18 protein-coding genes, 3 tRNA genes and 1 pseudogene are annotated in these 21,181 nt (G+C 58.6%); 17 read left to right on the top strand and 5 right to left on the bottom strand.

Features of this window, described 5'->3' with window-relative positions:
- Nucleotides 1-150: 150 nt before the first annotated feature.
- The 5 genes from B5F94_RS16845 to B5F94_RS02835 form a co-directional block, all read right to left on the bottom strand.
- Complete coding sequence (locus tag B5F94_RS16845) at nt 151-1,272, bottom strand: hypothetical protein (protein ID WP_242965552.1); 1,122 nt, start codon at nt 1,270-1,272, stop codon at nt 151-153.
- A gap of 21 nt (nt 1,273-1,293) precedes the next feature.
- On the bottom strand, nt 1,294-2,160 hold the full coding sequence (locus B5F94_RS16840) for an S-layer homology domain-containing protein (protein WP_242965550.1): 867 nt from the start codon (nt 2,158-2,160) through the stop codon (nt 1,294-1,296).
- A gap of 63 nt (nt 2,161-2,223) precedes the next feature.
- A complete protein-coding gene (locus B5F94_RS02845; protein WP_242965549.1) occupies nt 2,224-3,132 on the bottom strand; it encodes an ABC transporter permease in 909 nt (302 codons plus the stop codon).
- Nucleotides 3,129-3,860 (bottom strand): ABC transporter ATP-binding protein, encoded by a 732-nt coding sequence (locus B5F94_RS02840; protein ID WP_087327439.1) that lies wholly within the window; start codon nt 3,858-3,860, stop codon nt 3,129-3,131. Before B5F94_RS02840 ends, B5F94_RS02845 begins: the two co-directional genes overlap by 4 nt.
- Nucleotides 3,861-3,871: 11 nt before the next feature.
- Entirely contained in the window at nt 3,872-5,677 is a 1,806-nt protein-coding gene (locus B5F94_RS02835) for an efflux RND transporter periplasmic adaptor subunit (protein WP_087327436.1), read from the bottom strand.
- A 206-nt stretch (nt 5,678-5,883) separates the two neighbouring features.
- On the opposite strand from B5F94_RS02835, the gene B5F94_RS02830 reads away from it, so the two are divergent.
- The 17 genes and pseudogenes from B5F94_RS02830 to B5F94_RS02755 all read left to right on the top strand — a co-directional run bounded on the left by B5F94_RS02830 (nt 5,884) and on the right by B5F94_RS02755 (nt 21,061).
- Nucleotides 5,884-6,561: a response regulator transcription factor gene (locus B5F94_RS02830; protein ID WP_087327433.1), complete on the top strand. Its 678-nt coding sequence runs from the start codon at nt 5,884-5,886 to the stop codon at nt 6,559-6,561.
- A pseudogene (locus tag B5F94_RS02825) lies at nt 6,558-7,814 on the top strand (HAMP domain-containing sensor histidine kinase). The gene B5F94_RS02830 and the pseudogene B5F94_RS02825 overlap by 4 nt, the downstream one beginning before the upstream one ends.
- A gap of 58 nt (nt 7,815-7,872) precedes the next feature.
- Nucleotides 7,873-8,736, top strand: a complete 864-nt coding sequence (gene rsmA / locus B5F94_RS02820) for a 16S rRNA (adenine(1518)-N(6)/adenine(1519)-N(6))-dimethyltransferase RsmA (protein WP_087327430.1) — start codon at nt 7,873-7,875, stop codon at nt 8,734-8,736.
- Nucleotides 8,737-8,922: 186 nt separating this feature from the next.
- Nucleotides 8,923-10,530 carry a phosphoenolpyruvate carboxykinase (ATP) gene (gene pckA / locus B5F94_RS02815; protein ID WP_087189053.1) on the top strand — a complete coding sequence of 536 codons (1,608 nt, stop codon included), beginning with the start codon at nt 8,923-8,925 and terminating at the stop codon, nt 10,528-10,530.
- Between the two features lie 113 nt (nt 10,531-10,643).
- Entirely contained in the window at nt 10,644-11,384 is a 741-nt protein-coding gene (locus tag B5F94_RS02810) for an N-acetylmuramoyl-L-alanine amidase (RefSeq protein ID WP_087327428.1), read from the top strand.
- A 307-nt stretch (nt 11,385-11,691) separates the two neighbouring features.
- Entirely contained in the window at nt 11,692-11,844 is a 153-nt protein-coding gene (locus B5F94_RS16400) for a hypothetical protein (RefSeq protein ID WP_158094697.1), read from the top strand.
- Between the two features lie 108 nt (nt 11,845-11,952).
- Nucleotides 11,953-12,029, top strand: a tRNA-Arg gene (locus tag B5F94_RS02805).
- Between the two features lie 154 nt (nt 12,030-12,183).
- A tRNA-Leu gene (locus B5F94_RS02800) sits at nt 12,184-12,270 on the top strand.
- A gap of 3 nt (nt 12,271-12,273) precedes the next feature.
- Nucleotides 12,274-12,350: transfer RNA gene (locus B5F94_RS02795), tRNA-Met, on the top strand.
- Between the two features lie 356 nt (nt 12,351-12,706).
- Entirely contained in the window at nt 12,707-13,399 is a 693-nt protein-coding gene (locus B5F94_RS02790) for a hypothetical protein (protein ID WP_087233670.1), read from the top strand.
- Between the two features lie 72 nt (nt 13,400-13,471).
- Nucleotides 13,472-14,167: a hypothetical protein gene (locus tag B5F94_RS02785; protein WP_087327425.1), complete on the top strand. Its 696-nt coding sequence runs from the start codon at nt 13,472-13,474 to the stop codon at nt 14,165-14,167.
- A gap of 2 nt (nt 14,168-14,169) precedes the next feature.
- Entirely contained in the window at nt 14,170-15,363 is a 1,194-nt protein-coding gene (locus B5F94_RS02780; protein ID WP_071434940.1) for an antirestriction protein ArdA, read from the top strand.
- Nucleotides 15,360-16,481 (top strand): DUF6329 domain-containing protein, encoded by a 1,122-nt coding sequence (locus B5F94_RS02775; protein WP_071430801.1) that lies wholly within the window; start codon nt 15,360-15,362, stop codon nt 16,479-16,481. Before B5F94_RS02780 ends, B5F94_RS02775 begins: the two co-directional genes overlap by 4 nt.
- A gap of 263 nt (nt 16,482-16,744) precedes the next feature.
- Nucleotides 16,745-17,755, top strand: a complete 1,011-nt coding sequence (locus B5F94_RS02770) for an LPD28 domain-containing protein (RefSeq protein ID WP_071430800.1) — start codon at nt 16,745-16,747, stop codon at nt 17,753-17,755.
- Entirely contained in the window at nt 17,756-18,853 is a 1,098-nt protein-coding gene (locus B5F94_RS02765; protein ID WP_139193380.1) for a DUF4314 domain-containing protein, read from the top strand.
- 1 nt (nt 18,854) lies between these two features.
- Nucleotides 18,855-20,024 (top strand): antirestriction protein ArdA, encoded by a 1,170-nt coding sequence (locus tag B5F94_RS02760; protein ID WP_328245464.1) that lies wholly within the window; start codon nt 18,855-18,857, stop codon nt 20,022-20,024.
- Nucleotides 20,024-21,061: a hypothetical protein gene (locus B5F94_RS02755; protein ID WP_071430796.1), complete on the top strand. Its 1,038-nt coding sequence runs from the start codon at nt 20,024-20,026 to the stop codon at nt 21,059-21,061. The genes B5F94_RS02760 and B5F94_RS02755 overlap by 1 nt, the downstream gene beginning before the upstream one ends.
- Nucleotides 21,062-21,181 lie beyond the last annotated feature (120 nt).

Here is a 21,181-nt window from a genome sequence, read left to right as displayed (position 1 = left end):
CGTTTGTGCAGTTGGCAGACCGCACTCCTATTATAGCAAAGGGAGTTTTTTTATCTTTTTCATCGCCTTAGGCTTTTTTGAACCACTCGCCTAGCGAGTGGTTTTCTTTATACAAAAAGAGCGCGCCGCTTTCGGCACGCTCTTTTCCTGTTATTCGGTTGCAAGCACCCGAACCACGGCGTCCACGCCCAAAGTGCCGCTGTAGTACACGGTAAAGGTATCGCTGTAGGCCCGGGCCTGGGACAGGGTGACCCACTGCTCGGTATCGCTGTTATAGCCCTCTGCGGTGTCGCTGATGGGCGCCCGCACCCCGTCAATCACCACCGCATCCAGGCTGTCAAAGGCACTCTGGTCTACGCCCTCCGTCTTGCTGAGGGTGACAACGGACACCGCCTTTCCTTCGGAAGATACCGCGATGCCTCCCATGTCTCCGGTACGCCCGGACTGGCCGGTGATATACTCCTGGGTGGTACCGCCTCCGTTCTCCACCGAAACGGTGCGGTTGGTGTAGGTCATGCCGCCGCTGCCCTCCGTCCTGCTGCCCATGGTAATGAGGCCGTAGGTGTAGGCGTTCCCCGTCACGTTATCCAGCAGCAGCACGCTCACCAGGCCGTCGCTGTTTGTGGCGTAGAAGTCGATATCGGCGGCCTTTACAGCGGCAGTCTGGATGTCCTCCAGGTCGATCTCCGTGACCACGCTGGTCCCCGCCCGCTCGTAGATGCGCACGTTGTCCGCCAGAGGGATGGAACCCAGGGTCCCCTCGGACACGCTGAGATCCAGGCTGCTGCCGCCGGACACCTGGGACACCGACAGCTTACCCACACCGCTGGAGGTGACCTTCACCAGGTCCCCCGCACCGGCGGAGCCGGTGACCGTACCCTTGACGGTAAGGCCGCAGGTCAGCTCCACCTGTCCCTCCCCCAGCACGCCGTACAGGGCGGTCTGCCCACCCGCGGCGGCGGAGATCACCGCCCCGTCCCCGTCCAGGGTAACGGTGATCTTATCCCCCACCGAACAGCCGCTCAGGCTGTCCACGGCGCTCTCCTCCACCTCCAACACCATCCCCAGCAGGGTGATGGTGTCGGGGGTGGCGGTGTTGGGGCTGGCAGACTCATAGTAGCCCGTGAGGGTCACGCCCTCATAGCCGTTTCCCTCGGTGGCCGCCACCAGTTCCAGATTGCCCGACTGGTTGTAGTAGAGGGTCAGCTGGGGGCAGTCAGCCAGATCGTACCAGCAGTTCCCAAAGGTGGTCAGGGTATCCCCCACCACCACCGGCGTAGTGCTGCTGACGGCCTAGCTGCCGTTGATGCGGTTGGCGGTGACACTGTCGGGAATCAGGGTATAGCGCACGGTGTCGTCCGGCAGAAAACCAGTCACCCGTCCGCTCTGGTCCAGCAGCAGGGTACCCCGGCTGCCCGCCAGGCCGTCCAGCTCCGCCGCCGGTTCATACCAGGACAGGTTCTGGTTGGCGTACACCTCCACCATACCCTCGGTCCCGTCGCCGCTCTCAGCGTCGGTGTCCAGCAGGACGGCGTTTTCCACCTTGGAGCCACACAGGTTGTCAATGTAGTCCTTTCCGGTGCTGTCGCTCTGGCCCAGCAGGGCGTAGAGCATCAGGGCCGCCTCACCCCGGGTCAGGGCATGGTCCGGGTCATCGGATACCCCCTCCAGCAGCCCCAGCTGCTCGCCCAGGGCCATATAGTCCTCCGGCCAGAAGGGCCCCACCTGGTCGGTGGTATAGCCCAGCAGGCGCAGCACCACCGTCACCGCCTGGCCCACCGTCACCGGGTCGTCGGGGCCGAAGGTACCATTGCCATAGCCGGATACCAGGCCCTCCTCACAGGCCAGATTGATGTAGGGAGCCGCCCAGTGGCTCCCCACCACATCGGAAAAGAGGGTGCGGTAGGCGCTGCCCGTCACCTGATCCCCGTGGCCCCCGGCCAGCACCGCCAACTTGCAGAACTGGGCACGGGTCAGCCCCTGATCCGGGTAGTAGTTGCCGCCGGAGCCGCCAGAGACGATGCCCAGGCCGGACAGCACCTCCACCGCCAGGGCGGTGTCGGCGTCGCTCACGTCGGGAAAGGAGGCCGCCCCGGCATAGCCGGTCAGCCCCAGGCACAGCCCCGCCGCAGTCAGCAGGGACAAGAGTTTGCGTTTCATTGGAATCTCCTCCTTCTGTTCAATCCGCCCGGAGGGCGTCCACCGGCTGGAGGTTGGAGGCCTTCACCGCCGGGTAGATGCCGAACACGATGCCGATGACCACCAAATGATGTTCATGATGCCGATGCCGCCCACCAGCAGGGCGATACCGGCAATGCCGCCCAGCACCACGCTCATGGAGGTCATCTCCTCGGTGGACTCAGTCATGGCTGCGTTGCCGTTCTCCAGCTCATACTCCCCCACGGTGGAGGAGATGGTGTCGGCCAGAAAGACCTCCAGGTCGGCCATCACCGCCTCCATGTTGTCCGACTTATCCACCTTCACGGTAAAGGCGGTGAGGTAGTCGGTCTGGAGGATAGCCCGGTCCAGGGAGTAGGGGATCACAGCCATATCGTCCATGGACCCCTCGGTGCCCCCGTCCTTCTGGTAGTAGGTGCCCACCACGGTAAAGGGCTCGCCCCCCAGGTATACCGTCTCCCCAATGGGGTCGGCGTACTGGAACAGGCTGTCCGCCACATAGGACCCCAGCACGCACACCCGGTTGCGCTGTTCAAGATCAAAGGCGCTGATATCCCGGCCGCTCTCCAGGGTGTAGTTATTGCAGGCGGCGTATTCGTCGCTGCCCAGATACACGGTGCTGCTGTCCAGGGTGGTGGTGCGGTACTTCATGGGCAGCGAGGTGGACACATCGGGGCTCACCCCCTCCACCATATCGCTCAGTTCCTCATCGCAGTAGTCATACAGGGCGCTCATTACATCCACGCTGCGGCTGGTGTCGTACCAGGTCACAGTGACATTGACCTTGTTGACGCCCAGCTTCTCATAGTAGGCGGTGATGTCGGCGTTGTAGCCCGACACCAGAGCCACCAGCACCAGCACGGCGGTGACGCCGATGATGATGCCCAGCATGGTGAGGAAGGAGCGCCCCTTCTTCTCCCGGATGGACTCCAGGGCCATACCCAGTGCGTTCACGGCGCCACCCGCCTTGCCGACACGTCCAGATCCATCAGCACCCCGTCCCACAGGCTGTCGTGGACGATCTTCCCGTCCTTCACCCGCACCGTCCGGTCGGCCTGGGCGGCAATGCCGTTGTCGTGGGTAATGAGGATCACGGTGGTACCCGTCCGGTTCATTTCCCGCATAAGGGCCAGCACCTGGGCGCCGGTTTTGGAGTCCAGGGCGCCTGTGGGCTCGTCGGCCATCAGGACCGGAGACCGGGCGGCAATAGCCCGGGCAATGGCCACCCGCTGCTGCTGGCCGCCGGAGAGCTGGCCGGGCCGGTAGTCCGCCTTGGCCGCAATCTCCACCCGCTCCAGGGCCTCCATAGCCCGCGCCTTCCTCTGGGCCAGGGGCACCTTCTGGTAGAGCATGGGCAGCGCCACATTCTGCCACACGCTGAGGGAGGGGATCAGGTTGTAGCCCTGAAAGATGAAGGCGATCTTTCGGGAGCGGATGAGCTCCAGCTCCCGCCGCCCACGCTGGCTGATGAGGATGCTGTCCAGATAGTACTCTCCCCGGGTGGGCACATCCAGGCAGCCCAGAATGTTCATCATGGTGGACTTGCCCGAGCCGGAGGTACCGATGATGGCCACAAACTCTCCCTGGTTGATCTCCAGCGTCACGCCGTCCAGGGCGTTGACCTGGTTTTCCCTGCCCTCGCCGTAGATCTTATACACATTGTCCAGTCGGATCAAACTCATTTCGCCGCCTCCTAGCCCATGGGGCCGCCGCTCATACCGCCGCCCATATTGCCGCCGGGCATCATGCCGCCGCCCTGCTCCATACCGGCGGGCCGGCCGCCGGAAAAGTCGCCCATGCCCTGAAATTCCTGCTCCTCACCGCTCTCGCTGGTGGTATCGCCGCCGGAGGGGGCCGCCTGCTGATAGCGGGTGAATACCTCCACCCCTTCCTCCACGCCGGAGAGGATGCGGACATACTGGCTGTTGGACACCCCGGTCTCCACCGGCACGGCGTAGAAGCCGTCAGGCACCACGCCCTCCTCCAGATCCACCGCGTTGTCCGGCCGGGTGTCCGCCTTCACAAAGAGGCAGGTGCCCTCGCTGGTGCTCTTCAGCGCCGCGATGGGGGCAAGCACACCCTCCGACTCGTCACCCACGGTGATGGTGTAGGACACGTTGACGCCGGCGGACAGGGCGCCTTCACTGGGAATGGTGATGGTGATGGGGAAGTAGGCCACGCCGTTGGTGTTGGTGGCCTCATAGCTGATGGCGGTCACCGTGCCGGTATAGTGGGTGTCGCTCTCCGCCCCGGACTGGGTGATGTCCACCTCCATGCCCATGGTGATGTTGTCGATATCCAGCTCGTCGATGTTGGCAGTGATGGTCATGGCGTCCAGATTGTAGAGGGTCACTGCGGTCTGGCCCGCCTGCCGGGGGGATTCCCCCTCCTGTACGCCCACCATGATGATCTTGCCGTCCATCTCCGCCGTCACCTGGTAGTCTGCGCGCTTCTCCTCCGCCTCGGAGATCTTCTCCTGGGTCTGGGTGATCTTCTCCTGGGTCTGGGTGATGCTCCGCTGGGTGGTCTCCACCTGATCCTCCAGGTCGGAGCCGTCGATGACAAACAGAGTAGCCCCCGCCGTCACCGTCTCATAGTCGTCCACGTTGACAGCCGTCAGCTTGCCGCTCTCCGGCGCGGTGATGTCCTCGCTGGCGTAGTATTCCAGGGTCCCCTCCACAGCCGGGTAGAGCTTCTCCCCGCTGCCGGTGAGCAGATAGCCCGCGCCGGTCATGCCCTCGGTAAGGGCCCCCGGATTATCCACCGTCACCGTCACCGCAAAGCAGCGGGTACCCTCGGCGGTGACCCGGTCCACCTTCTTGATCTCGGTGACCGTGCCCTCCAGGGTGGTCATGAGGCTGGCAATGGATACCCCCGCCTTCATACCCACATAGATCTGGTCCTCATAGGCGTAGCTGAAATACTGGGTGAGGGTCATCTTGCTGTCGTCCACCAGGGTGGCCAGCTTGGTACCCGACCCCACGCTGTCCCCCGCCCGGGCGGTCACGTCGGTGATCCGGCCGTAGAAGGGGGCGGTCACTGTCAGATCGGCCAGCCGCTGGTTCAGTTCGGACAGCTGGTCGCCGGCGTCGGACAGGGTGTTCTGCAGCTCGGTCAGTTCATCCTGATAGCCCTCGATCTCCTCGTCCAGCTCGGAATCGTCCTGGGTATAGAGCAGATCGCCCGCCGCCACCGTGTCGCCGGCGGATACATAGACCCCGGTGATCTCCGTTGTAGAGGCCGTGGTATAAGTAACGCTGTCGGCAGGCATGGTGGTTCCGGTGCCTTCAATGACTGTGGACAGGCTGCCATAGGTGGTGGTCTCGGTCAAAGCGATCCTGGTCTCGCCCTGAAAGAAAAGGATCTTGATCCCAAAAGCACCGCCTACGACTACCGCAGCCGCCACAACCAAGGCCACAATTCGTTTGATGGGCAGCTTCCGCCGGGTCTTTTGGGGGATCTGAGGGGTCTCCTGGGTCATGATTTCTGCACATTCCATGGTGGGTCCTCCCGTCTGTTCCGGATTCCGGGCCAGTATAGTGTCTCAAGCTGAAATTAGCCTGAAGGATTGGCACCTGGAATTGTTAACACTCTGTAAATCCTTTTTTTCTTCCTGTTTTTTATAATGGTTTCAGATAAATTTCAGGATGGAACGGTATCCTTTGCTCAGCAAATACGCATACCAAACAGGAAAGGATCTTACCTATGAGAGTTTTAATCGTAGAAGATGAGCGCCGGCTGGCGGAGGCCCTGGGCCAGATCATGGCGGAGCAGCGCTATCAGACGGATGTGGTATATGACGGGGCCGACGGGCTGGACTATGCCCTGACGGAGCAATACGACGTGATCGTGCTGGACGTGATGCTGCCCAAGCTGGACGGCTTTGAGGTAGCCAGCCGCCTGCGGCACGCCCATGTGTCCACCCCCATCCTCATGCTCACCGCCCGGGATGAGATGCCGGACAAGATCGCCGGTCTGGACCACGGTGCTGACGACTACATGACCAAGCCCTTTGACATCGGGGAGCTGCTGGCCCGTGTGCGGGCCCTCACCCGACGGCAGGGGGAGGTCATCGGCGAGCAGCTCACCGCCGGGGACCTGACCCTGGAGCTGTCCACCCGCTGCCTGCGGCAGGGGGACAAATCGGTGCGTCTGGGCTTTAAGGAGTTTGATGTACTGCGGCAGCTGATGGTCCATCCCCGGGCCGTAGTACCCAAGGAGGATATCATCGCCCGGGTCTGGGGGCTGGATTCCGATGCGGAGGACAACAATGTGGAGGTATATATCTCCTTTTTGCGCAAAAAGCTCTCATTTTTGGAATCCAATGTGAGTATCGGCACCGTCCGGAAGGTGGGCTATTATCTGGAGGTGCCCGTCTCATGATCCGGCGGCTGCGGTGGAAGTTTATCCTCATCAACCTGCTGCTGGTGGGACTGGTTTTAACGGTGGTCTTTGCCCTGCTGCTCTCCTCCAACGCCCGGAGGCTGGCTGACCAGGGAACCGCCGCCCTCCATATGGCGCTGAACCGGGGAGATGACGAGCTGCCGCCCCGGTTTGAGATCGGCTCTCCGCCGGAGCAGGACGGCATGGACCGGGACCGCAATGCCTCCATGGTGCCCGTTTTTTCCGTTACTGTGGAGGATGGACAGGTCACCTCCATCAACGACGGCGGCCATGTGGATGTATCGGAGGAGACCGCCGCCCAGGCCGCTCAGGAGGCCATGGACTCGGAACAGGACAGTGGCGTGCTGGCCGATCTGGGCCTGCGCTTTTTGATGGAGGAGAAGCCTGACGGCACCATCCGTATCGCCTTCGCCGACCTGTCCTGGGAACGCAGCACCCTGCGCAACCTCTTTCTCACCTGCCTGCTGATCTGGCTGCTGGCCATGGCCGCCTTTTTCTTTGTCAGTCTGTTTCTGGCCTCCCTGGCCCTCCGGCCGGTGGAAAAGGCCTGGAAACAGCAGAGGCAATTTGTGGCCGACGCCTCCCATGAGCTGAAAACACCGCTGACCGTAATTCTGGCCAATACCGGGATCGTACTGGCCCATCCGTCGGACACGGTGGAAAGCCAATCCAAGTGGCTCAGCTACACCCAGGAGGAGGCCCGCCAGATGAAGGGGCTGGTGGAGGACCTGCTCTTTTTGGCCAAATCGGACAGCGCCCGGCTGCCTACCCATCCCACCCAGGTGGATCTGAGCCAGCTGGTTCAGGGCTGCCTGCTCCCCTTTGAACCGGTGGCCTTTGAGGCGGGGGTGGCCCTGGAGTCCCACATCGATCCAGAGCTGACACTCACCGGGGATGAGGGGCAGCTGCGGCGGCTGGTACGTATTTTGCTGGACAATGCGGTGAAATACGCCGGTCCACCTAACCCGGAGGTCCGGATTACGCTGACCCGCCAGCAGGACAAGCTGCGCCTCAGCGTCCACAACACCGGCGCTCCCATTCCGGCGTAACACCTGCCCCACCTGTTCGAGCGGTTCTACCGGGCGGATGCCGCCCGGGACCGGGCTCAGGGGGGCTATGGTCTGGGGCTGGCCATCGCCAAGAGCATTACCGAAACCCATCGGGGCAGGATCTCTGTGACCAGCACCCCGGACAGCGGCACCACCTTTACCGTCCTGCTGCCCCGGCGGTAGGCTTGTATTTTCATTCTGTTTCCCGTATACTGGTGTCAATACGTGTGCGAGGTGGATTATGGATCTCTGCAACAGCAATGACATCAAGGCCCTGTTGGGCCGCCACGGTTTTCGTTTTTCCAAAAGCATGGGCCAGAATTTTCTCATTCAGGGCTGGGTGCCCCAGGACATTGCCGACGCCTCTGGCGCCGACGAGACCTGCGGCGCTCTGGAGATCGGACCGGGCATCGGTCCTCTCACCGTTCAGCTGGCCCGCCGGGCAGGCAGGGTAGCTGCCATTGAGTTGGACCGGGATCTGCTGCCCATTCTGGCGGAGACCCTCTCTCCCTTTGACAATGTGACTGTCATCCCCGGGGACGCCATGAAGCTGGATCTGGCCGCTCTGGCTGCGGAACAGTTTCCCGGCCTCACCCCGGTGGCCTGCGCCAACCTGCCCTACAACATTACCACCCCCGTCATTACCGCCCTCATTGAGGCAGGCTGCTTTGCCTCCATCACGGTAATGATCCAGCGGGAAGTGGCCAAACGGATCTGCGCCGATCCCGGTACGGCGGATTATGGTGCCTTCTCTCTGTTCTGCCAGTACTACACCCAGCCGGAGTATCTCTTTGAAGTGCCTCCGGAGTGCTTTCTGCCTGCCCCCAAGGTGACCTCGGCAGTGATCCGCATGGTGCCCCGGTCTGAGCCGGTACAGACCCTGGTGGAGGACGACTTCTTCTTCCGGGTCGTGCGCGCCTCCTTTGCCCAGCGCCGCAAGACCCTGCTCAACGGTCTGTCTGCCGCTTTCGGCGACCGGTTGAGCAAGGATCAACTGCGGCAGGCCATTGCCGACGCCGGACTGCCTGAGGGGGTCCGCGGCGAGCGGCTGGGCATCCAAGAGTTTGCCCTTCTGGCCCGTGCGCTTCGGGCGCTTGGAGCTTGAAGTTCCTGGTACTTCAAAAGGCAGATTGAAACTGCCGGGAAAGAAAATTGCAAAATCGCCTGGCACAGGGGAATTGACATTATGCCCAAATCTGTGTATGATTATCCCATGGGATTTGTAACTTCCGGGGCTTGTCCGCCCCGCCAGAGCCCCAGAGAGATCAATACGGGAAAGAGGTCATGCATTATGGCAAACATTGATTTGAATCAATACGGCATCACCGGCGTCACCGAGATCCTCCACAACCCCTCCTATGAGGTCCTGTTCCAGGAAGAGACCAGGCCTGAGCTGGAGGGCTATGATAAGGGCCAGGTCACTGATCTGGGCGCCGTTAACGTCATGACCGGCATCTATACCGGCCGTTCTCCTAAAGATAAGTTCATCGTTATGGACGACACCTCCAGAGACACCGTGTGGTGGACCTCCGATGAATTCAAGAATGACAACAAGCCCGCTTCTCAGCAGGCTTGGGATACCTGCAAGCAGCTGGCCATTCAGGAGCTGTCCAATAAGAAGCTGTACGTCATGGACGTGTTCTGCGGCGCCAACGCTGATACCCGTATGGCCATCCGCTTCATCATGGAAGTGGCCTGGCAGGCTCACTTTGTGAAAAATATGTTCATCCAGCCCACCGAGGAGGAGCTGGAACACTTCCAGCCCGACTTTATCTCCTACAATGCCTCCAAGGCCAAGGTGGAAAACTACAAGGAACTGGGTCTCAACTCTGAGACTGCCGCCATCTTCAATCTCACCTCCCGGGAGCAGGTTATCCTGAATACCTGGTACGGAGGCGAGATGAAGAAGGGTATGTTCTCCATGATGAACTACTTCCTGCCCCTAAAGGGTATGGCCTCCATGCACTGCTCTGCCAACACCGACATGAATGGCGAGAACACCGCCCTGTTCTTCGGCCTGTCCGGCACCGGCAAGACCACCCTGTCCACCGATCCCAAGCGCCTGCTCATCGGCGACGACGAGCACGGCTGGGATGATAACGGCATTTTCAACTTCGAGGGCGGCTGCTACGCCAAGGTCATCAACCTGGATAAGGAGTCCGAGCCCGATATCTACAATGCCATTAAGCGCAACGCTCTGCTGGAGAACGTCACTGTGGACGAGAACGGCCACTGTGACTTTAATGATGACTCCGTCACCGAGAACACCCGTGTCTCCTATCCCATTGACCACATCGAGAAGATCGTCCGGCCCGTATCCGCCGGTCCCGACGCCAAGAACGTGATCTTCCTGTCCGCCGACGCCTTCGGCGTGCTGCCTCCTGTGTCCATCCTGACCCCGGAGCAGACCGAGTACTACTTCCTGTCCGGCTTCACCTCCAAGCTGGCGGGCACCGAGCGCGGCATCACCGAGCCCACCCCCACTTTCTCCGCCTGCTTCGGCCAGGCCTTCCTGGAACTCCATCCCACCAAGTACGGCGAGGAACTGGTGAAGAAGATGGCCAAGTCGGGCGCCAAGGCCTACCTGGTAAACACCGGCTGGAACGGCACCGGCAAGCGGATCTCCATCAAGGATACCCGTGGTATCATTGACGCCATCCTGGACGGCTCCATTCTGAAGGCGGAGACCAAGACCATCCCCTACTTCAATCTGGCTGTCCCCACCGCCCTGCCCGGCGTGGATACCAACATTCTGGACCCCCGCAACACCTACGCCGATCCCACTGAGTGGGACACCAAGGCCAAGGATCTGGCCGCCCGCTTCGTGAAGAACTTCGCCAAGTACACCACCAACGATGCCGGCAAGGCTCTGGTAGCCGCCGGTCCCAAGGTAGACTGAGTTATTTACATACATCCTTTCGCCGTCCCCGGTGCGTTTTACGCACCGGGGACTGTTTCTGGTGCGCAGGCCTCCCTTCTCCCGCATAGCATGGGGAAAAGGAGGTTATTTTTATGCCCATTATCTACCTCTCCCCCTCCACCCAGGAGAACAACCTGTACGTCAACGGCGGCACGGAAGAGGAGTGGATGAATCGTCTGGCAGACGCTATGGAGCCCTACCTCACCGCTGCCGGCATCCGTTTTTCCCGCAACACCCCGGACATGACCGCCCTGTCCTCTATCCGGGCCTCCAACGCCGGGAACTACGATCTCCACCTGGCTCTCCACTCCAACGCCGCACCGGAAGAGCAATACGGTCAGGCCCGGGGTATCGTGGTTTTCTATTATCCCAGCTCCACAGAGGGCAAGCGGGCCGCCCAGCTCATTGCCAATGGCCTGAAAACCATCTACCCCCTGCCCAATAAGGTTCGGGCCGAGTCTACCACCTCCATCGGCGAGGTACGGCGGGTGCGTGCCCCCTCGGTGTTCCTGGAGCTGGGCTATCACGATAACCCGGACGACGCCGCCTGGGTGCAGAACAACCTGGATGCCATTGCCCGCAATATCGTTCTCTCCCTGACGGAGTATTTTGGTCTGCCCTTCCTGGAGCCTCAGTCCCCCCGTCCCGCCGTTGTGGACGTCTCCTGGGGCTATCTGAATATCCGCGATAAACCCTCCACCACCGCCGCTGTGCTGGCCAGGGCCTACGACGGTACCCGCCTTACCATCCTCAACCAATGGGAGGACTGGTATGTGGTCCGGCTTGACGGCATGGTGGGCTGGGCCAACAGCCAATTTATCACACTGCTGTAACATACTCATGCGTTCATAATTCGTTCACAATAAGTTCCGAAACGGTTCACCACTTCGGTGCGGAATCTGGTATCATAGAGATTGTCAGGATACCAGAGATAACAATGACATTACTCCTCCTCTCTTCTCTCTCTTTTCAACGCACTACCCACTGTCCCACCGCAGGGCGGCAATCGCTCCCTGCGGTGGGGACAGACCAAAATTTCCGCGTCTCTGTTTCAGAGGCGCGTTTTTTGATGCCCGCTGTATCCTTTTTTCTCCTGCCGGCTATACTAGCTATGCAGACTAACCGGCAGGAGGTGATAGAATGGCGTATATCGATCCGGCAATCCGGCCCCAGTTTGATTCCATGCCGCCCCACCTTCGGGAACATATTCTCAACATGGGGGTGCGGCTGGAAACCATGGCAGATCTGATGGGCTGTCTGGAGCGCATTATCGCGGAAGAGGGGCATAAATAGGCCCTCTGAAATTTTTTGAAAAATTTTAAAAAAAGTCTTGCATTCTGTCTAAAGCTGTGCTAATATAATTAAGCTGTCAGCGAGAGAGAGAAACACCTCAGTTGATATGCGGCTGTAGCTCAGTTGGATAGAGTGTTTGGCTACGAACCAAAAGGTCGGGGGTTCGAATCCCTTCAGCCGTACCAAAAGAGACACGCTTTTGCGTGTCTCTTTTGGTTTTTTGCTTTCTGTCCGGCAGTCAATTTTTTCTCTTTATTTTTTAAATCAGGGGTTGACATACCATCCCCTCTGTGGTATTCTATTTAGGCACTCAGAAAACGCGAGACTGGAGCCCTCCACGCCGGAGTGGCGGAATTGGCAGACGCCCGGGACTTAAAATCCCGTGGGAGTAATCCCGTGCCGGTTCGACCCCGGTCTCCGGCACCATATCGCGGGGTAGAGCAGTTTGGTAGCTCGTCGGGCTCATAACCCGGAGGTCGGAGGTTCAAATCCTCCCCCCGCAACCACATTGTGCGACCAAAAAAGATATCGCACCGAAAAAGCCCGGAACCATGCGGTTTCCGGGCTTTTTTCGTGTCCAAATTTTACTGCACAAGAAAAAGATATCATCCGGCCTTTCCCCTATGGGGTGAGGACTTGAACTAAATCCCGGCGCTTTTCAGCCCGCTTTCGAGGTGAAAATACGGAAATAATTCGTGTTCTCCAAAAAATATTTTGTTAATTTTTTGTGAACGAAGTGGATTGTACCAAAATGTAGTACAATCCACTTCGTTCTGAAGTTCTGTGGCCGTCACCTATATTCAGGTGGCGGCTTTTTTTATTTGCGCGGGCGTATAAATTGAAATGACTGGAGGTCTTTCTGATGGAGCATCACAACAAGATGGATAGAGAACAATTTTACCGAGAACTTTGCACGGTGCTTGGCCGGGAAGGCTTCACCACGCAGCCGGAGCAGGATGATCTTCTCCCGGTGGAATGGGATGGTCTCCCCCTCTGCCGGATCACAGAGGGCGGAGGGGTTCGCTACTGGCAGGAGGATGTGGCAACGGCGGAACGGGAACGAGCCTGTGAGCGAGTCACTGATCTGGCCTGCACAGTGCGGGAGTACATGACGCTGCTGGAACAGGCTCCGCCCCTGCAGGCCCAAAGCCTGACCGGCGACTACCGCCTGCTGGCCGACTTCAACGGCACAGTGCTGGCTGCCCACCCCACCCGGCTTGGCGTCCATTTCGTCACATGGGACTGGAGCTGTGACCGCACAGGTCTCAACCAAGGCCATTACTTTCAGGATAACTATACGGGAGCCAAGCAGGACTTCGCCATCCGTGCCGGTCTCGTCTCCAAACAGCTGATTTTTAACGAAGCACAGCTCACCGAAATCTATCGATGCTGCACCGACACACTGGATGCCGGAGTTGATTTGACTGTCGACCAGGAACAATGCATTAAAAGTGTTCAGGAACAGATCCTACGTGGAATGCCCAACATCCTGGAGCGCATGCGAGAGCAGGAGCAGCACTCCTTGGATTCTCAAAGCCAGGAACTGACCATGTAATACACCGAGCGCCGGAGTTTTAGAAATAAGACTCCGGCGCTTTTTTATTTCACCGAAAGGAGCACACCACCCATGACGCGCTACTTCATGAGAGATACCCCCTTATACCAGATGGAGCAGATGATGATGACCCCGCCCCATTTCAAGCCCAGAGGTCACGGCCTACGCCGACCTACATTTCACTATCAGTCTGAAGATGTCGATTGCCAGTACTGCACAAACTACTCAAAGGAAAATCCCTGCCCGCTGTGTGAATGCACTTGCCTGGGGGAACGAATCGAGACCGGGTCGCTCAGCCTTGCGAAAGTAATTGAGGACTGCCTCCGTGGCAAGCTGAGAATGAGGCTTTGGAAACGGTTGGCACAGGAGATCTACCCATATCCTCTGCAAGCCTTCCATTCTGACGAACACCGTAGCCGTTGGATGCACTGGCGAACACGTTGCCGCCGATTGTCGCAGCGCAACCAGGCCGCACTGTTTCTCCTGACAGCCTACGACGATATCTGGCGCAGGATGATCTGGAAGTTTGATGCCTGCGGATTTGATTTCCAGTCCCTCCGGCTGGCCGGCATCCAGCCGGAGCTTTACAGCGTTTATCAGGCGGCCAAAGCCATTTCCACCGGCAGCCAAAACATTACCATTGCCGATCTCGCATCCCCCGAATTGGTCACAGATGAGGCGTTCCACCTGATTATCTGCGCTCTGCTTCTGGCCAAGTACGGTGATGCGATTTTGAATTTTGAGAAAAAGAAAGGTGATGCAAATTGATCATGAAAGCAGTTCTGAGCAACGCCGACCACCCGGAATATGGTGTTGCGACGATCCCCCTGCCCATTCCCAGAAATCAATACGACCACTGCGTTGCGCTGTTGGAGTCACTGGAAATCGGCCATGTATCGGATGCCGACTGCCATGTGGACGCACTCGACAGCGCCTGGCCTGTGCTGTATCGGCTGGAAGGTGCCAGGGTCAATCTGGACGAGCTGGACTATCTGGCTAAGCGGCTGGACAGCTTTGATGTGGGCGAGTTTTCGCAATTTCAGGCCATGGCCGAAAAACTGCAGCTCACCAGCATGAAGGATCTCATCAACCTGACCTTTTGCTGCCAGCAGGCAACGGTGATCACGGACTTCACAAATTTGAAAGAGGTTGGCCGTGATCACTACATGAACATCCATGGCGGGTGTGCCAGCATGGAGGAACTGGAGCAGTTGGACGGAGAGGAAACCGCCATCTTGCTGATTGAGGGCAACGAGGGAACCATCACCCGCTACGGTGTGGTCTATGACAACGGTATGCAGCTCTCGCAGCTCTACGATGGAAAGCACCTGCCCTGCTATCACTATGAGGCCGATCTGACCGCTATCGGAATATCTTCCCGACAGGAACCGGAGAACACCCAAAATGTCACCTGGATATACCTCCCTGCCTCCAAAGGCCAGATTGAACGCGCCATGCAGCGCAGCGGCATTGCGCCTGAGAATAGGTGTCTTTGGATGAGTGAAAGCTCATTTCCCGAGGAAGTGGATGTGGTACTGGACTTCCGGTGCGAAAACATACACGAGCTCAATGAGCTGGCGCTGGTCATGGACAAGCTTTCATATGACGCCCGTGAGAAGCTGGGGGCCGCAGTCAGCATGGCCAAGCCGGAGTGCGCCGGTCAGATCCGGCATCTGGCGGAAAACCTGGATCTCTTTGCATTTGCCCCCGGCGCACATACCCCTGCGGAATACGGAAAATACATGATCCAGAAATCCGGTCATTTTGAGTATGACCCCAATCTGGACGAGTTCTATGACTACGAGCGGTATGGCCTGCAGCACATGGATCAGGAGTCCGGCGTGTTTACTGACCGCGGCTATATCGCCTACCAGGGTGCGCTGAGTCTGGAGGAACTGATGGCGGATGACCCGGCAGAAGCCTATCAGCGGGAACAGGACTTTCAGATAGGGGGAATGGCATGATCCAACTCTTCATGAAACGAAGCGGCAGTCCGGCCATTGTCCCGCTCCATTTTCCCGCATCGCATGACGCTATGACAGAAGCGGTCAGCCGGCTTGATGAGGCCAGCAGAACGGGCAAAACAGAGATCGTCGAGATCAAAAGCGTGATCGCTAATCTGCCGTCGTACCTCAGCGGGCTTGACCCCGATTCCAGAACGCAGCTTGCACAGCTGAATCAGCTTTCCAGCATCATTGCCAAAATGGACTCCCGTGAACGGAACATCTATGCCGGCGCATTGGATGGCAGCAGCATCAATGACCTGAGTGATATGATTCGTGTGGCGGAACAGGTGCCGGACTACATCCTCATTCCCAATGTCAATTCAGATGTGACACTTGGCCGTTATGTCGCTGTTGCAGGCCAGATTCAGGGCGATCCCAGATTCCCTGAAGCCGCCTGGCCCTACCTGGACTTTGCGAAGATCGGCGCAGAATACTATGCCGACCATGGCGGCGCCTATACCCATGCAGGCTATGTGCTCCGCAAGCAGGATGATGCGCTTGTCAGAGAGAAAAAGTCGAAGGTCCAGCTCGACCTCTCCTCCGCTAAGGCGCAAGCGATCGTCTGCCTTCCGGCAACGAAAGAGGAATTGGAGCGAGTAAAAAGAACACTGGGCATCGATTGTTTTGCCGAGGCAGCAATCACCAGAGTGTCGTTTTCTGTTCCCTATATGGACGAGCATATTCCCACTACAGGGGTCTGCGTGGAAGACGCAAACGAATTGGCCTGGGCCATTGAGGGGATGCAGTGTGACGATGGTGAGCTGCTGAAATATCTGTCGGTTCTTTCTGTGGAACAGCCAGGGACCATGCAGGAGGCGCTCCGCTATGCCATGAATCTGGACGACTACGAGCGCATCCCGGAGGACGCCTATGAATACGGGCAAACGGTCCTTCGGCGCATCGGTGCCGATGATGAACTGATCGATACCATCGACGGGTATATGGATTTCGAGAAGCTGGGCGAGGACGCCATGGTGGAGGACGGAGTCCGGCGCACGGAATTTGGCCTGATTCGCCGGTGCAGCAGCCCCTTTGCTGAGGAAACGCAGGCGATGGAGATGGAAGGGCTTTCCTGATGCCCCACGAAACCGAACTGCTCTGCGTAAAGCTGGCGGCGTATTCTCTCCTCGATATGCAGGTGACCTGAACAACACGATCCAATGATTGGGAGGAATGTGAATGAAGAAGAAAATAATGATCACAATAGCATCTATGGCGGCACTGGGAGCCGCTGTCGCCGGGTATCTCCACTTTTCCGGCAAGATGCCTTTTGGCCATAGCCATTTCCGCTGAGCTGTGGTATGTTGTGTAGCTATACCAAGGGGAAAGAGGTGAAATAATGAGCGTCAATGCGATGACTGAGGAGTATGAGCATATCGAGCTGTTTGGGAAGCCTGCCCTGTTCACCAATGCGCGAGTAGACACCCACACTGTGCCGGACGGTTGGCATGTATATGATCTGCGAGGCAGTGACAATGATCCGGGCTCACCCTGTACGCTGGAAATTCTGGTTGTGGTTAATCACGCTGGTTCTATCGTTGTGCCGGAACCGATTTCCTTTCCGGATAATCAGGACTACCGTGAGATTGGTGATGCGCTGGATTTTCTCGGCGATGAGATCACACTCACGGAATTTTGCAAACAGTATGGGTTGAAGACTCCACCCAAATATAAACTCAGGCCCGCTTCCCGTGAGGAGGCGGGCCTGTTCTATTCTCAGGTGGAAGAAGAACGGGACCTTCAGGCCGGTACAGTGGGCCATGTGCGGATGGATTTCGGTTCTTCCGGAAAAGGATTTCACCATTCCTGGTGGCCCCATAACGAAGACCAATTCAACACCGGGGAATTTAAGGATGACCTTCAGGAAGTGGTGGACACCCTTCGTGCCGATGGCCCGTTGAAGGACCTGGCATCGATGAGAGCCTACTGCTATCGGAACGGCGGGGCCATCACCGAGGACGGCCGGAGTTATGGCTACATCGCAGAAACGGAGCATTACCGCTACTGCCTGCGCTGCACCCCGTTTCCCGGCGACTACCAGGGGTATCTCTACTGCTATGACCTGCGTCAGCAGCAGATGGCCCAGCAGAACAGGGCCGTGGGGCGTGCGACCTTTGCCAATGGGGAACAGCGGGAGTATCACGATCCCCAAACCTATCTGGCTGCCATCCGGCAGGAACTGCCGTATCGGGATGTGACGGGTTTCCGGTATGAGACTCTGACGGATGACCCGGCTGTCCGCAAACAGGTGGATGACATCCTCTTCGACCTTTATGGCGAAGAAAATCCCCATTCTCTTGCGGACTATGAAAACAATCCCGGCCAAAATATGAATATGGGAGGAATGTAAATGTCAGCACCAAAAGAATGGCTGGACTTCCTGCGGGAACAGTTCCCCGCAGGTTCGAGGATCAAGCTCAGAGAGATGAAAGACCCGTATGCCCCGCTGGAGCCGGGCAGCACAGGGACTCTGGACTACATCGACGATGCTGGGCAGTTCCACATGAAGTGGGACAACGGCAGAACCCTGGCGCTGATCATCGGTGAGGACAGCTTCACCGTTCTGCCGCCCGAGCCCACCACCCTGAAGCTGTATATGCCCCTGACCGCCGATCTCTACACCCGCAACGAGTATGGGGAGATGGAGGACGACAGCACCCCGCTGGACGGAAGGCTGCTGCGGTGCTATGAGGGCGAGATCCTCAGAGCCCTGATCAACAACCGGATGCCGGAAGAAGCCGAGAGCGGCATCATGCACTGGTATGGCAAGGATGACAGCGTCAACCAGAAGGTCAAATCCGCCGTGTTCACCGTCGAGGAGCGGAACGGCCGGCTATGGGGCGTGGCTGAGTGCCGGGTGGTCGGCGCCCTCACCCCGGAAGATCTGACCACCCTGAAGGAGTACGTCTCCGGCCAGGCCTCGGATGGCTGGGGCGAGGGTTTCGAACAGCGGGAGATCTGCGTCGGCGACGACGAGCTGTATGTCCACCTGTGGAGCATGGAGGACAATTGGGACATCCGAACCGAGGCGGAGCAGTTCGCGCCCAGAGTGGCAGACGGCCTGCCGGAGATGTGCTTCTCCACCCTCAGGTCCACCGGCGATCTCATCTGCATCCGCCGGGGCGAGACCGGCTACTACCCCTCCGATTGGGACACCGGCGACAAGGAGAAAAATGTGGAGCTGGCGGACGAGCTGAACGAAAAACTGGGAGTCAGCCCCATTCAGCGGCAGGCCATGGAGGTGGGCAGTATGTGCGGCTGGGATGCCCCCGGCGCTGACCCCGCCAAGTACCAGGAAGACTATGTACAAACCGGGGCCCCCGCCGAAGCCCGGCACAGCGGGTTCGGTGGGGAGAGGAGTTCCGGCAAAATGAGTGAGCCTTGTCCCCCGGACGAGGCGAATGATATGGAGCATGGAACGACGATGGGAGGGATGACCCTTGGATAAAGTGTTTCGTGTGGAGCTGTTCGGGGAGAAGACGAACCGGTGGTGCGAGCTGGAGCTTCCGGCTACCTACTACGGCCTTCTGGATGCGCTGGACAAGCTTCAGATGACGCTGGGCGAAAAGCCGAGATGGGAATTCCTCGAACACCATGGCTTTGTCTTCCTGCAAGACCATTTGGCCCATGAATGCGATCTCTATCAGCTTAACGCTTTGGCAACCTGTCTGGGACAGATGAACGGCAGAGAAAAGACTGCCTTTGAAGGGCTGTTCAACATGGAGGTGGCCAAAAAGTACGGCCCCATCAGTGTTGCCACCATGATCGATCTGGCCTACAGCACAGACTGCTGCCACGTGGTCAACGCCTCAACGGATGAGCAGCTGGGCAGATTCTACGCCGAGAATGATTTCATCCCCGCACTTGACAAAGTCCCCGACCCCATCTTCGAGTACCTGGACTTTGAGAAGCTCGGCAGAAACGCCCGATTTGAGGAGGGCGGCGTCTTTGCAAACGGTGGTTATGTCACGCAGCACAACGAGCTGAAGCAGGTATATGACAGCCTGGCCTTGATCCCCGAAGCGCCGGAATATGGCATCCGCCTGACGGTCGGCAAGTGTCCCTCCCACTCCGATGAGCAGCCGGACAACAGGATGTGCCTGGATCTGCCCGCTACGCAGGAACGGCTGGACGCTGTTCTGGAGGCTTACGGAGGCGCCTCATGGTCGGAAATGTCTGTCCAGGTGGAGGACAGCGCGATGCCCGCGCTTCTGGAAAGCATGGACTGCAATGATGTTCACGAACTGAACGAGTTGGCCAAATGCTTCAAGGAGATGGTCGCGCAAGGAGACCTCTCCACATACAAGGCGGTTATCCTTGCGGCGGATTGTCACGATATCGCTGCCGCTGTCCGAATTGCGGAAAATCTGGATGACTACCTGATCGAGCCGGATCAGCGGACCCCCGAGGAGGTGGCCGTAGAGGAGCTTCGCTTCATTGTGGATGAGCATTCCCGGTCTATTTTGCAAAAGCACATTGTCCTCTACAGCTACGGCAAGGATGTCATGGCGTCAAACAACGCACTGCTGACCCCCTATGGGCTGGTCCAGCGCAGGGATGGCGAGCCGATCCGCAGCGAAGAAATGCAGGCAGAGAAGGCCGGAATGGAGATGATGTGATGGCAAATCGGCAAACCAGGCGGCTCCTTGATCTCCTGGACGGCTTTGAAATGACCAAGTCCCAGCACGACTGGCTGGAGCGGCGGTTCGAGAACATGACGGTCAAAGAAAGTCTCCTGTTCCGAGGGGCCATGCAGATCGAGCAGCCGAGGATGACCTGCGATGTGATGCTGATTGCCAGTCAATTGGATCACTACGACCTGTTCTACGGCGCCGGGGACGATGCCCGACTTGGCAAATTTATCATGGAACAGATCCAGCGCCCTGCCTCCCAGGCACGTGCATTTCTTGACCCGGAGAAAGTGGGGGCAGCTTACCGCCAGAAAGGTGGGAACACCTTCTGCGACGGGCACTTCATCAGGGTCACCTCCCTGATCGATCCGTTTCTGGATGGCGCCCCGACGCTGAATCCCGACAAAGGCGACTACGGTATCCGAGTCAGGCTGGCAAGCCGCTTCAATACGGACGGCGTGTGGGTGGGATTCCCGGACACCGGCGAGTATATGGATGCCGCACACCCGGACGAGCTTCTCCTGGCGCTGGACGCACTGGAGGTGGAGTCTTTGAGCGAGTGCATTGCTGTGGATGTGGGCTGCTGCCTCCCGCAGCTGAAGGACATCCTCTCTCAGTACGGCTCCGCAGCGGAACTCGTCCGTCACGCCATCGACTTCGGCTATGTCTGGGCGGAACAGGGGCAGGGAGGACCCCAGTGGCTGGATAAATGGCAGGCTGTGATGGAGCTGGAGGATTGCCACCGTCTGGATTACGCCCTGGATCTGGCACAGAACCTCCACTGCTATCACTTCATGCCCCGTGACATGGAACTCGCCGATTTCGGAAAAGAGCTGGCGAAACGGGACGGCGTATACCCCAGGGACGAGCTGCTTGCCTCCTGCTTTGATGCGGAGGGGTATGCCAACCAGAGGATGAAGAACATGGGTCTGTCCGCCGCTGCGCATGGCTTCGTATCCTGGAACGGCACAGAGCTGGTCTATGAGTACAGTCAGCCGGATATGGAGCCGACCATGTCCATGTGAAAAGCCACCCACAGACCAGCCGCCGCAACGGAGGTGATGAAATAAGAAATGAAATAGCCTGAACACCACAGGGGCCGTTACCCGAAAGGGACAAACGGCCCCTGATTTTTTGCGCTCTTT

Source organism: Flavonifractor sp. An4, assembly GCF_002161755.1.
GTDB classification, from domain to species: domain Bacteria; phylum Bacillota; class Clostridia; order Oscillospirales; family Oscillospiraceae; genus Flavonifractor; species Flavonifractor avicola.
The sequence above is the reverse complement of the archived record's forward strand: the minus strand, read 5'-3'. Positions and strand labels throughout refer to the sequence as shown.

Bases quoted from the DNA above. Each gene is read 5' to 3' on its own strand.
- B5F94_RS02835 (WP_087327436.1), bottom strand. From the start codon at position 5,677: ATGGAATGTGCAGAAATCATGACCCAGGAGACCCCTCAGATCCCCCAA.
- B5F94_RS02830 (WP_087327433.1), top strand. From the start codon at position 5,884: ATGAGAGTTTTAATCGTAGAAGATGAGCGCCGGCTGGCGGAGGCCCTG.
- B5F94_RS02780 (WP_071434940.1), top strand. From the start codon at position 14,170: ATGAAAGCAGTTCTGAGCAACGCCGACCACCCGGAATATGGTGTTGCG.
- B5F94_RS02790 (WP_087233670.1), top strand. From the start codon at position 12,707: ATGGAGCATCACAACAAGATGGATAGAGAACAATTTTACCGAGAACTT.
- B5F94_RS02755 (WP_071430796.1), top strand. From the start codon at position 20,024: ATGGCAAATCGGCAAACCAGGCGGCTCCTTGATCTCCTGGACGGCTTT.
- rsmA (WP_087327430.1), top strand. From the start codon at position 7,873: ATGGATCTCTGCAACAGCAATGACATCAAGGCCCTGTTGGGCCGCCAC.
- B5F94_RS16400 (WP_158094697.1), top strand. From the start codon at position 11,692: ATGGCGTATATCGATCCGGCAATCCGGCCCCAGTTTGATTCCATGCCG.
- B5F94_RS02810 (WP_087327428.1), top strand. From the start codon at position 10,644: ATGCCCATTATCTACCTCTCCCCCTCCACCCAGGAGAACAACCTGTAC.
- pckA (WP_087189053.1), top strand. From the start codon at position 8,923: ATGGCAAACATTGATTTGAATCAATACGGCATCACCGGCGTCACCGAG.
- B5F94_RS16840 (WP_242965550.1), bottom strand. From the start codon at position 2,160: ATGAAACGCAAACTCTTGTCCCTGCTGACTGCGGCGGGGCTGTGCCTG.
- B5F94_RS02775 (WP_071430801.1), top strand. From the start codon at position 15,360: ATGATCCAACTCTTCATGAAACGAAGCGGCAGTCCGGCCATTGTCCCG.
- B5F94_RS02840 (WP_087327439.1), bottom strand. From the start codon at position 3,860: ATGAGTTTGATCCGACTGGACAATGTGTATAAGATCTACGGCGAGGGC.
- B5F94_RS02765 (WP_139193380.1), top strand. From the start codon at position 17,756: ATGTCAGCACCAAAAGAATGGCTGGACTTCCTGCGGGAACAGTTCCCC.
- B5F94_RS02785 (WP_087327425.1), top strand. From the start codon at position 13,472: ATGACGCGCTACTTCATGAGAGATACCCCCTTATACCAGATGGAGCAG.
- B5F94_RS02770 (WP_071430800.1), top strand. From the start codon at position 16,745: ATGAGCGTCAATGCGATGACTGAGGAGTATGAGCATATCGAGCTGTTT.